The organism is Erwinia oleae, assembly GCF_000770305.1.
Lineage (GTDB): Bacteria > Pseudomonadota > Gammaproteobacteria > Enterobacterales > Enterobacteriaceae > Erwinia > Erwinia oleae.
Genome location: NZ_JNVB01000096.1, coordinates 1 through 11,365 on the forward strand (window position 1 = coordinate 1; position 11,365 = coordinate 11,365).

The following is an 11,365-nucleotide window of genomic DNA, read 5'->3' on the forward strand; positions in this document are numbered from 1 at the left end:
TTCTCATAGAGATAGGAACTGTCGGCATAAGTATCCTTCACCGGAATGGCAAAAGATACAGTTCAACACACCTGTGAAGTTCCAATAACATCGATGGAGATCACCGAATAACAAAGTGAGTCAAAAGTGATCTCCATCGATGTTATTCAGCGATCTGCTCAAATGTTATTACCCGATCTCGATGGATGTTATTGGGTGATCTCCATTAATGAAAATACGCACGTGGTTGCCCAGGCGTTCCCACATTGAGTTCCACTCATCGTCACCAGTCTTGACAAGTGTCAGTGCCATATCAGTATGGTTCATGGTTAAATCCTCTTTTCAGTACGAATTAAAAAGGGATTTCGCCCCTGTCGGGCGTTAATCCCTGCAGGGGTGAGAAATTAAGGCCGTTCAGGCCGAGGTAAATCGATAGCGCAGGTGTGCCAGGTGCCGTGCCTGACGGCAGGCATAAAGGTATGCGTTTCGACGACCTGTTATTCCCTCCGGAGAGGAAACCGGCAGGCGGTGAAAAACATACTCAGCGCGGTGACAACCTCTGCGGACAGTAAGAAAGACCCTGAAGCCCTGGTCTTTGACAGATGTGATATGCGCACGGACGGCATAATTGCCCGAGCCGTTGACATACCAGCCGCTGCTGCGATGTAGATAAAAGAAAGATTTTAGTCTCCGGACAGCTGCGTCAGCAGACTGCTGAAGTTGCGTAAGAAGGTATTCAGGGAAAACCGCAGAAGAAATGACAGGCATTGTGTTTCTCCATAAAAAAAGGGAAACACCTGCCCGACCGGGAAGTGTTTCCCGTCGGGGAGTCAGAAAAAACAACATTCTGACTGTCTGGTTAGTACAGAAGGAACCTTTATCGTCGCGTCATAGTGCGCTTAAATTGACGATATCTGCTCTCAAAGGTGTGCAGATTTACCAATTTTTTGCCCCTTTTCAGGTTACAGGAGCTTTTGTTGTAGCCACCCGAAGGCGATTCTCACAGGCTACTGAATCATTGGTGGTTGCAAAAGCAACGTATAAGCCTGTTCATTTTCAAAACAAAACGCAGATCTGTCAAGCCGCAGATAACCTTGTGTACTGAATCATACAACAAGTATTGGATGAGACTTATACTGAACCATCCCCCCAACCATATCAGGAAGATGATCATGGAACTCATTACCCGCCTTGTTTATATCGATACATCTGCCTATGAACGAAAGCATTTTCAGTTTGGTTTATACATTCTTGAAAAACTGGAGAATTTTGCATCACATGATAAAGTGCGCATCCTTGTTACTGATATCACACGCAGAGAAATTGAATTACATATTCGTAAAAACGCTGAGGAAGCCTTAAAAGAACTTAATAAATTTCAGAAAACGTATGCCCCGATACTGAGAACTACTCCGGCGCATGTACCAACAGAGATATTCGTAAAACCAGATGCAGAAGCTGTTATCAGCGATGCACTTGCCAGTTTCAAACAGTTTCTTAAATGCCGGGGAGTTGAAGAAATAAGCGTACAAAATATCAATCCTCTTTTGGTATTCGAGAAGTATTTCACTAATGCACCTCCGTTCGATCAGCCCGGAAAGAAAAAAGAATTTCCGGATGCTTTTACGCTTGAGGCCGTAAACGAGATAGCTGAAAAACGTACGCATAAAGTGTACATTGTTAGTGAAGATAAAGACCTTATATCGGCTTCAGAAAAAAATGAAAGCTTTATCCATTTAAGCAGCATCCAGACATTAGTCGACCTCCTGATTCGTAATGATAAAGACTTAGAAGACATGGCTTCTTTTGCAGATGGTGTTTTTGATAAACTCCGTGACAGCATCACTGAGCGTATAAAAGAATACCTTAGTGAAATGGAGTGCATTCCCGAAGGGGCCGACTATCATGATATTGAGATAGGAGAGTTAGAAATTAAAGACGTTGTTTTATCCTCTCCAAAGCTCACTGATGTTAACAGGGATTCAGCAAGCTATGAACTTTCTGTTAAAGTGTCTATTAATGCTGACCTCCACTATCCAGAATATGAGCGTTCCCCCTGGGACCCAGAAGATAAAGCATACGCCTTTGTATTTGAATCAATATCAAGTTTTATTTTCCATCAGACACTCGGATTAAACATCGATATCGGCTTTAACGATGGCATAAAAGAAAATGCTGAAATAATAGATTTGCAGTTTGATGACAGTTACATTCTTCTGGATGCAGATAAAGGAACTTTAGTCAGTCAAACTGATAACTTTGTTGATGATGATAATGACATGGGGTTTGAATAACACTACAAATACTCTTTTTTCTACAATTATAATTTTAGGAAAAACACTGTAGCACTCAGTATGCTACAGTGTTCATCACGTCTTGATTTAACTAAATCGCTTAATCAATCGGACACATCTCCCCTGAAATAAACTTGTTTTATATAGCGTCCTCTTCCATCTCCATGCCCCAGATCCATTGAAACAAGTGCCTCGGCTTCCTCACGGCCCATTCCATTTTTAATATGGTAATTTACAGCATCGCGGGAGTAAGCGTAACGTAAACTGTGCGGCGCATTTTTACCATTCATCCCTGCCTCTCTTACAATATTACGGTAGCGATCAATAGCGGTATGCAAAGAGGGTTTATCAATCAGTTTCCCGTTATGTTCACTGGCATAATTAATTGCCTTGTCAAGAATTGATAAAACTTTTTCACGATTAAAAACTGTAGTTTCCCTTGGACGTCCGCCTTTAGTCCCGAAAACAACACGGACACGCTCATGATTATTAATCAGTGCCTGCCTCCATGTCTTTAAAGACTTTGCAGACTGAACGGTTTCTTCAGTTCTCAATCCAAGATATCGGGAAAGTTGCACAGCAAGAGCAACGCCTTCGTCTTTTCTATGAGCAAAACTAACCACAGCATTAAGTTTTTCGTCTGTAATTGGAAGTTTAGTTCCATCCCGGTTAGCTCCAGAAATCCCGAGCGCCTGATTACTCAGGTTGATGTGACTGGGATCGGCAAGTTTATTTCTTCCTGCTGATAATAAAACAGAACGGATAGCAGACATCTCATTCTGTAACGTCCTGAGAGACAAACTGTCTGCCTTCCTGCTCTCAATATACTTTTCAATATGGGAAGTTTTGATATGTTTTACGTCCCTGATCTGAATATTCAGTTCAGACAGACGTTCAGAAAAACGTTCTGCAATTCTTGAGCGGTCAGCCACCGTTTTATAACTTCCCCGTCCCTGACGAGCAAGCGTGACGAGTTGTTTACACAGCTGTTTACTGAATCTGGACATTTCACTATCTCCAAAGGCATACACGTCCCTCTGCTTGTAAAGAAGCAGACGGGTCTGTAGACCAGCAATTCATTCCCCGACGACACGGTTGCTTTTGCGCTTCATGCGTCTCGACTGGTATCTGTGCATCGGGGCGGCGAATTGTTGAGTTCTTGCGAGGCACCCCAGATCTCTGATCCGTTTGCTGCTTGTGCAGAGCTGACTTACGTCAAGCTGCCTCCAACACTACTGCTCGTAGTGTCGCCATCGATACCGAGTCGATTTTCTCCTTACTGATAGTTGAACGTTCAGACGGCCTCCCGTCGTGCTTACGTTGATGTGAAAGTGATTTTAAAACCGTACTGACACGTGCTACATGTTGGTCAGATGGTAGTAAAACGTTGAGAACCACGTCTTACGTGGGTTGAGACGTTATGCGCTGCGCGCGTCACTTGGTAGTGTCTTCGCCACTTCACAAGTGACGCCGCGCAGCTTCGTGCTCCTAATGCAACTCCGTAAGCGGCCAAATGTACCAAATGGCCTTATACGTCGGTGCAAAAGTCGTACGCAACTCAGAGCGTATCACTGCAAATGAGAAGACGTTGAACTGATGCCGTTCACCGAACGGAAGTGAATTGAAACTGGCAGCTATGCTACACAGTAAACCTTCATCGTCGCGTCATAGTGCGCTTTCATGGACGATATCTGCTTTCAAAGGTGAGCAAATTTGCCACATTGTTCATGTACTCCCTTTCAGGCTTAGAGAGTTTTATTGTGCAGTCACCCGAAGGCGCTCCTCACAGACTGCCGGAACATTAGTGGTCGCAGCTTAAGTGCGACTGTAGCCACCCGAAGGCGCTCATCACAGGCTACAAGAGCATTGGTGGTCGCCAGTGCGACATTACAACAATTTGATATTACCAACAGGGAAATACGACGTCAAATGGATGTAGACACCGTTTTTTTTGATCACTAACATGTAGTTTTCTCCGATGAAAGTGGTTGATATGGATATTTTAAAACAACGCCTTATGATTCTGATTTTCGGATTATCTAACTTTTTATTCTTTTATTTATTATTAACTTCTATTGATCTAAACATATTCTTAATGAGCCGGCTTAATTTCTCAATATTACATTTGCAGATAATTAAGCCTCTGATGATGCTTTTAATTTTTTCATCCATAATTCACTTATTAAACAACACCTCACTTTACCAAGGATTAACCTGGGGGAAACCTAACAAGCAGTCATTTGTTTTTTTCTTGCTCATAATTATTGCTTACGCTGCTTCATACTACCTTACGCCGAAAGAACCCTTCGTTACAGAATTTACTAAAGGTTTGTCACATGAAATGGCAGCTGTAAAAATCGCAGCCACAATTATTATTTTCCCTCTACTGGAGGAACAGGTTTTCAGAGGAATTATCCTGAGTTCTTTTTTAAACGCCCTTGGTGAAAAGGCGGGCTATATCATCGGTGGGCTAACTGTTTCTGTTTTGTTTGCAGTTATACACACACAGTATTCATTGCCCACCAAAATCCAAATGTTTGCACTTTCATTAATTTTCTGTGGAGCAAGATATCAAAGCAGAGGGCTTCTTTTACCAATTCTACTGCATGCTTTTTGTATCGCGCTTGGCCTATATATTGAGTTAAAATAAACCAACTAAAAAAAGGTAGTTATCATTAACACATAATGATAACTACCTTTTTCCGGTACAATATCACTCACCTTTAGCCACGGAATGAATTTCCTTCATCAACTTCTGTACGCCAGATCCCGATAGCCTTTCTACAGATGCCGATGAATATGTTATATAGAGTTTACTCCCACTCCCGTTTTTTTTTTCAATTTCCACATCTAAATGATCGTTATCATTCCAGTCAGAGCCCATTTTATAATAGCTACCAGGTATTGCCTCCCAAACTGGATGTGCATCATCTTCAGCGGCCGCTTTCCATGACCCGTCATTAGAGCTATTCCGTAAACTATCCAGCTCCTGACTTGACATAAACTTGTAATGTCTTTTTATTCTGGCAGCATTAAGTTGTCGCTCTTGAGGTATCGCATTTAGGTTATCCGAGTAAGGACAAATCCCCTTAAAACGGCGTATAGCGCGGGAGTACACCCTACCGCGATAACGCAACCGTACAATATTGTGCGGTTCCCAAACGCAGCCCTAAAACCTTTCTGCAGCCAGCTGCAAGTGATCCGTCTGAGGTTATAATGACCTCAATCCTGGGTTCACGGCAATGAACAAACGGGCCAGATCACAGACCCGTTTTTTACGGGTTACACCTGCCCGGGCTGCAGAAATTCGATTCTGGCAATAGCCGACCAGGGATATCAGAGCGTGACGGAGAAAATAAGCCGCCGCCCGTCCCCCTGTAGCGGCGGGTGCTGATTGTGCTGGCCGCCCTCGATGCGAAACGTCCGGGGCCGGTGGCGATGCGGGATATAGAGCGGGTGCTGGAGCAGGGCGGGGATGCCCCGGTGTACGGGCCGAACCTGCTCGCCCCGAAGCTGCAGCTGACCGTCGAGCTGACGGATGCCGGTCGCGGCATTGCAGAACCGCTCTACCAGGAAGAACGCGAGGCTGAAACGGCACGACAACGGCTGACAGACGTCCGGCGTCTGCCGTTACGCCAGACGGCTGCCGGTGACGCTGCAGCTGTGTGACTATTCGCTGGCTGCTGAAGACCAGCACCAGTAAGAGAAAGCCTGAAGATATCATGACCATCGATGTCACTGATCTGCTGGCCACAAAACTCCAAGAAACCGGCAGTAGAAGCGTCAGTAATCGGTGTCAGTAATGATAAACTCACAGTACACACCTGGATGGTAATGACTTTGATTTTGTGACGCAGCGCTACGTAGCACTCTGAGCTTTAAAACAGTGTTGCGATCATGAATAATATCCGAATCGGAATCTCCATAATATATAGCAATATTATTCCTTTTAATAAAATAATCTTTATTTCTTTTTACACCATCTATATAAGATTTAAATATAACCACGTTCCTTTTATAAAAAGGAATATTGAAATCATTTGCCAGGCGAGAACTTAATCCTTCCGTGTTTGTGCGCGGGCGATCGGTAATGAAATAGATATTGTCATCTCTTTTTAGGTGATAGTTAATTATTTTTTGCATCGACTCTTTCTTCTTAGAATAAACTAGCAAGTCATTGTTAACCTGCTGCCAGAAATTGGCATCATGTGACCACGCATCGCTGTTTATTGAAAAAATAGCTTTCCCCAGTACAAAAGAAGGCGTCGAGAAAAGCAGTGTGTCATCCACATCGAATCCCACATTCTCAGGCTCAGGGAATTTTGAACTTATAACGGAGCTAATATCTTTTGGGGTGTAGAATTGCTTAGTATCACATAGAGATTTCTGAGCTGAAGAGGAAAAGGAAAGTACAATGAGAACGGAAGCAGTTAAGATAGTTTTAGGTTTTGTATTAAACACTCAAGTTCTCTCTTTGATTTGATATAGTAAACAGGCGCGCTTATGTCTTTCAACTGTTCTTTAATTCTTTCTAGCCGGCCAGAATAGGTAGCTAATATAAAGCGCAAAAATTCCATATCTATCTTGTCCGGGCAACCTTCTGGTAAGTCTTTACGTACACCTCCACTTTTTACTCTGCGGGCAACGACACGCCATAAGCTTTTCCACTTACCAGCCAGAATAACGATGACCAGATCAGCTTGCAGCGCACGTTGCCGGAGGGAACTGATGTAACCGCCTTCAATAATCCATGATGAATTATTCATAATATCACTTTGACGCTGCAGAAATTCTTTTTCGGTGATTGTTTGCCAGTTGTATTGCCAGAAAATTCGATCAAGATGAAATAGTGGTATGTCGGTTTTTTGATGCAGATGCAACGCCATGTAGGTTTTTCCGCTGCCGGGGGAGTTTCCCGTAATTACAATGCGCTTAAAACAATGTGGTGAAGGATTCATAACTGTTATTTCCTATAATACGCCAGATTATTCAGTAAGAACTGTCGCAGAGGTTCTGGTTGTAACGGTAGATCGTTCAGCTCTGACATGCTGACCCAGCGGCATTGTCGCACAATATGGTCTTCATGGTTGATCACATCGCTAGCACAGCACGAGTCAAAAATAACCATCGTTTCATTATAAAAACAATCATCAATGTTAAAGTGGTTTTCGATCATTCCACGGAAAGTGATATCAGTCAATTTAAGGTTCAGCTCTTCATAAATTTCACGCTCTGCAGCATCATACCATGATTCACCCGATTCCTTTTTTCCACCGGGTAGTATCCAGTAATCATCACTATTTTCTTTGATAAAAAGAAACTCGCCACGATTATTTTTGAGTAAAACGCAGCTGCGATTTTTCTCTTTAAAAAATTTCATTTTTTATTCCTGATGGTGTCGATGAGCTCTATGAGTTTAGCTAAAGAATCTTCTGTGTACAATGAAGATTTAAAGGTATAGACAGGCACTTGTCTGAAGTGGCCATTTTGACAAACCCATTCATATAATGACTTCATCTTAACAATATTTTCTTTCCGCATCCAGGGAGAAGGACCAGAGTGACATGACATTGAAGGAAAACTAACATGGTCTTGAGCACCGATAAAAACAATGATTGCATCAATCGAAGAAAGGTATTCGGAACAAAAGAAGCGGCGTTGCTCAACCTGATCCACAACCCATGTGGATAGTGGTGAGCGATCAATCAGACAGTCGTGGCCTTGTAATCGCTGTTCCAGAGTCGCAAGATGCTTATAGTAATCATTAAGCTGAGCACTCTGTCCATCGGTCACATCGATAATCGTCTCTGGAATATAGTTACGGCAGAAACCGTTGTGCAACAGAGCCTTCAGTGCAGACGTTTTACCAGTGAATGGCATCCCCTCAAAGGCGATCGAGGTAATCTGTGACATAAGAAAGTCCGTTATAGGGGTTAAAATGTAAGCTGTGACACGGTAAGCCGTGTAGAACATTTGTGGTTAACGGCACGGAAGAAGAGTTTCCAAAGATAGACTCAGGATAATCCGGATCGCGCACCGAAAAGAAGTTTGCGTTCAATAGCTCAGAATGGGATGACATCTGAGAAGGCTGAATAGCGCCGGAGTTACCTGGTTCAGACCGTCGACTGAATACGATTAAGTCCACGCGGGAGTGATCGATGATCTGTGAATCAAAGATATAATTCATTTCAGCCGGCGTGAGTTCGAGTTTTTTTTTGTTACCCCAGTAATCTCCTTTCTGGTCTAATTCACTAAGAAAATTTTTAACACTACCTGAACGCTCGGAAATAAGTCTCGATAGTCGCTGATTGTTCATGTTCCTCAATAACCCACCACCAAGACGGAATGACGTCACATGAGGCCAGGCAGCGGGTTTTCCTTCAGCATCATAGCCAATAAATAATTTGTCATTAGAAAGCACTTTACCGCCTGCGCCCGCCAGATGGAGGGTCAATGAAGTCTTACCTGCGCCAGAATCCCCTACTATTAGAATGCCTTTATTTCTGTAGTTCACCAGTGCAGCGTGATAACACCTTCTGTCGGATAAATAGTGAATATCAGCGATCAAAGTGCGTAGAAAACGGATGACATATATAGACTTCGCCAGCGATGAAAGGAAAATAGAAAAGCTGCATTTTTGCTGAGGAAAGTTTATATCAATGTGATAGCAATAATCAGGTGCTTCTTGACCAATGATGTAGGCTTTGCCGTTCTTACACTTTTTTTGGATAAGTTTGATATCATTTTTGTAATTGATGATTTTATGATTGTTGAATTGGACGATTTTATTCAGGCATTCAGGGTCGACTGAAACATTAATATTAAATTCCTGTTTATAATTACTAAAAGGCGGAGGGTAAATGCTGGCTGAAGGATAGTAATGCTTAACTACTGAGCTAATTTCAGAGCAGCAGTTTATAACAATAATATTATTAGGAACGATAGGCAAATATAGGGTCATTTATATTTCCATGTAAAATAATAGGTTTGTGAATTAATTACTCGATTTAGTGCAATTATACTAATAAGTAGAAATTCTGGTAGCCAGCTACGTTGGTAATGGAAAGGAAGTACACCTGCCAGTAGCAATGCACCAGAGATATAACTTAGCCATCCGCCTTCTGTCTTTTTGTTGAAGTAATCTAGGGTTCCATTCAGGTTATGATGGTTATTTTCTTGCTGTAAATACCAAGATTTACCATCGTAAAAAGACCGGAATTTCCCAGAAACAATATTTGAGTACTCAAAAAAAACATCGTGTATGATTTTACCTTCATCATAAAGAGGAGAAAACCATGCGCTGGAATTAATAAACCTACCTCGTGGATCTATAAGTTTAACGTCTTTACCATTTGTCATTATGTTACCTGCATGGGGATCGCCATGACATAGAGTGGCCATTTGCGGTAATGCCAGTAAAGTGCAATGGCCCTTTATAATATGCTCAATGCGTTGCAGGCATGATATGATGCTGAGATAGGTATTATCGTTTATTACCACGTTATCATATGTCAACTTATTGATGAGTGGGTTTTTTCGACAGTATGACATGATGCGATTACTTGTTTGTTTAAACAAATAGGTCAACCATTCTCGATGTGAAAGCACAATGTTACTTTTAAAGCTGTGCATTTCATCGAATATCATATCAATAGCATGGCAATAAAGTGTATTAATATCACTGCAACAACCAGGATAGCTAGAAAACTGATCAAGCAGACTTGTGTAACCCACAAGTCTTTCAATCGAGAGGCTTAGGTTGTCATTTTCCTGAGATGACGAGTAATATTTTGGAAAAAAACTAAACTTGCTACTATGCGCCTTATACCAATATATTTCATCCAATGCTTTTTGACGAAGATGGTTAGGCCATGTTTTGATAAAACTTCTGCCAACAAAACTGTACGCAGCGCCGGATGCTCCATTCATATTCTCACCTGTTGATATGAGAGTGGTATTGCTCTGGTGTACCGAGAATGATTGTCTGGTTTTCGTTGTAGATAGTGTGTGCGAATACATAGCTATCTTTGATAATAGCTTCTTCTATTACCTGACTAATATACTTTTCATTGTTATAGAATGAAGTTGTACAATATAGTTCTTTGTAGAATGAACCTGATGAAAAGCCATAAAGGCCACTCGAAGCATAATCTGATATGACTTGTTTTTCTTTAATTTCTGTTATTGAGTCACCATGCTTTTTAGCATAACTAAAGTCGCTGGTTTTAATTTCAGGTTCAAAAAGATCAACATAACAAGCCCGTTCCGAATGCAATCTTTTCCCGATATCATAAAAATTGCGCTGCTTTATTATTGTGTCATTATTCATAATAATGATCGGTTGGTCGTTGTCGATTTGGCTTATAGCAATAAATGCAGTTTCAGCCTGCCCTGTTGTATCACTGTTATAATCTAGAGTGAATCCATAGGGTAATGTGATCTTTTCAATAACTGAAAATGTTTCCTGCTCAAATTTACGATATTTTTCATTAAAAAGAAAATGAACGGTTGATTTTTCTGGAAAAGTAATAGCAGCCATTATGTGTTCGATAATTGTTCTGTTATCATTTAATTTCAGAAGAAACTTAGGTTTTGTGAAACCTTTTTCAAGAAACCTTACTCCGTTACCACAAAATGTAAATATAAAGTTCATTTTTAACGCTCGGTAGAGTAATTATTAACGTATCTGTCATTCACGGTTAAAAAATAGCCTAAGGTAATAGCTTGCAAGACAGGCCGGCTAAAAGGAGAAATGATAAGATGAACTAACGTCATGCCCAACGTGGGGAATGTTATGAGCTTCCAGAAGTAACCGATAATAAAAATTTGAATGCAGAATTCAACTAACCAGTAAGCTAAAACATAAAATGAATCGCCACGGATAATCTAGACACTTCTGAGCCGTCGATAATATTGATTTTCATATTCCGTCGGTGGCATCTGATCACTCGAACCATGCCGACGCTTACTGTTATAAAACATTTCGATGTAATCAAAAATATCGCTGCGGGCTTCTTCCCGCGTTCCATAGATCTTTTTCTTTATCCGTTCACGCTTCAGCAACTGGAAAAAGCTTTCTGCAACCGCATTAT

General features: G+C 41.5%; 11 protein-coding genes and 1 pseudogene. 3 read left to right on the forward strand and 9 right to left on the reverse strand.

Translation table 11 applies throughout. From position 1 onward, the window contains the following. Positions 1-1,151: 1,151 nt before the first annotated feature. Positions 1,152-2,273: a PIN domain-containing protein gene (locus GS12_RS25030; protein ID WP_235421279.1), complete on the forward strand. Its 1,122-nt coding sequence runs from the start codon at positions 1,152-1,154 to the stop codon at positions 2,271-2,273. A 104-nt stretch (positions 2,274-2,377) separates the two neighbouring features. On the opposite strand, the gene GS12_RS20705 is transcribed toward GS12_RS25030, so the two are convergent. After that, on the reverse strand, positions 2,378-3,280 hold the full coding sequence (locus GS12_RS20705) for an integrase domain-containing protein (protein ID WP_034950396.1): 903 nt from the start codon (positions 3,278-3,280) through the stop codon (positions 2,378-2,380). Positions 3,281-4,251: 971 nt separating this feature from the next. Between GS12_RS20705 and GS12_RS23090 the strand changes: the two genes are divergently transcribed. Continuing rightward, positions 4,252-4,923: a CPBP family intramembrane glutamic endopeptidase gene (locus GS12_RS23090; protein ID WP_052118548.1), complete on the forward strand. Its 672-nt coding sequence runs from the start codon at positions 4,252-4,254 to the stop codon at positions 4,921-4,923. A 693-nt stretch (positions 4,924-5,616) separates the two neighbouring features. Continuing rightward, a pseudogene (locus tag GS12_RS20715) lies at positions 5,617-5,930 on the forward strand (hypothetical protein); the annotation flags it as partial. A gap of 126 nt (positions 5,931-6,056) precedes the next feature. Here GS12_RS20715 and GS12_RS20720 read toward each other — a convergent pair. The 8 genes from GS12_RS20720 to GS12_RS20755 all read right to left on the reverse strand — a co-directional run. Next, positions 6,057-6,734 carry an HAD family acid phosphatase gene (locus GS12_RS20720; RefSeq protein ID WP_084089801.1) on the reverse strand — a complete coding sequence of 226 codons (678 nt, stop codon included), beginning with the start codon at positions 6,732-6,734 and terminating at the stop codon, positions 6,057-6,059. Beyond that, the gene (locus tag GS12_RS20725) at positions 6,704-7,231 is read right to left on the reverse strand and encodes a P-loop NTPase family protein (protein ID WP_152601458.1); all 528 of its coding nucleotides are present in this window, start codon (positions 7,229-7,231) and stop codon (positions 6,704-6,706) included. Before GS12_RS20725 ends, GS12_RS20720 begins: the two co-directional genes overlap by 31 nt. Before the next feature lie 5 nt (positions 7,232-7,236). Next, the gene (locus tag GS12_RS20730) at positions 7,237-7,653 is read right to left on the reverse strand and encodes an NUDIX domain-containing protein (protein WP_034950384.1); all 417 of its coding nucleotides are present in this window, start codon (positions 7,651-7,653) and stop codon (positions 7,237-7,239) included. Next, positions 7,650-8,186, reverse strand: coding sequence for a hypothetical protein (locus GS12_RS20735; RefSeq protein ID WP_034950386.1), 537 nt, complete (start codon positions 8,184-8,186; stop codon positions 7,650-7,652). The genes GS12_RS20730 and GS12_RS20735 overlap by 4 nt, the downstream gene beginning before the upstream one ends. Further along, complete coding sequence (locus tag GS12_RS20740) at positions 8,158-9,234, reverse strand: hypothetical protein (protein ID WP_034950387.1); 1,077 nt, start codon at positions 9,232-9,234, stop codon at positions 8,158-8,160. Before GS12_RS20740 ends, GS12_RS20735 begins: the two co-directional genes overlap by 29 nt. Beyond that, positions 9,231-10,202: a hypothetical protein gene (locus GS12_RS20745; RefSeq protein ID WP_034950389.1), complete on the reverse strand. Its 972-nt coding sequence runs from the start codon at positions 10,200-10,202 to the stop codon at positions 9,231-9,233. The genes GS12_RS20740 and GS12_RS20745 overlap by 4 nt, the downstream gene beginning before the upstream one ends. Before the next feature lie 4 nt (positions 10,203-10,206). Then, positions 10,207-10,926 carry a sugar phosphate nucleotidyltransferase gene (locus tag GS12_RS20750; RefSeq protein WP_034950391.1) on the reverse strand — a complete coding sequence of 240 codons (720 nt, stop codon included), beginning with the start codon at positions 10,924-10,926 and terminating at the stop codon, positions 10,207-10,209. A 233-nt stretch (positions 10,927-11,159) separates the two neighbouring features. Then, positions 11,160-11,365, reverse strand: a 206-nt coding sequence (locus GS12_RS20755; protein WP_034950393.1) for an IS3 family transposase, incomplete at its 5' end; no start/stop codon positions are given.

Excerpts from the sequence above, each read along its gene's own strand:
- GS12_RS25030 (WP_235421279.1), top strand. The coding sequence starts at position 1,152 with ATGGAACTCATTACCCGCCTTGTTTATATCGATACATCTGCCTATGAA.
- GS12_RS20705 (WP_034950396.1), bottom strand. The coding sequence starts at position 3,280 with ATGTCCAGATTCAGTAAACAGCTGTGTAAACAACTCGTCACGCTTGCT.
- GS12_RS23090 (WP_052118548.1), top strand. The coding sequence starts at position 4,252 with ATGAAAGTGGTTGATATGGATATTTTAAAACAACGCCTTATGATTCTG.
- GS12_RS20725 (WP_152601458.1), bottom strand. The coding sequence starts at position 7,231 with ATGAATCCTTCACCACATTGTTTTAAGCGCATTGTAATTACGGGAAAC.
- GS12_RS20730 (WP_034950384.1), bottom strand. The coding sequence starts at position 7,653 with ATGAAATTTTTTAAAGAGAAAAATCGCAGCTGCGTTTTACTCAAAAAT.
- GS12_RS20735 (WP_034950386.1), bottom strand. The coding sequence starts at position 8,186 with ATGTCACAGATTACCTCGATCGCCTTTGAGGGGATGCCATTCACTGGT.
- GS12_RS20740 (WP_034950387.1), bottom strand. The coding sequence starts at position 9,234 with ATGACCCTATATTTGCCTATCGTTCCTAATAATATTATTGTTATAAAC.
- GS12_RS20745 (WP_034950389.1), bottom strand. The coding sequence starts at position 10,202 with ATGAATGGAGCATCCGGCGCTGCGTACAGTTTTGTTGGCAGAAGTTTT.
- GS12_RS20750 (WP_034950391.1), bottom strand. The coding sequence starts at position 10,926 with ATGAACTTTATATTTACATTTTGTGGTAACGGAGTAAGGTTTCTTGAA.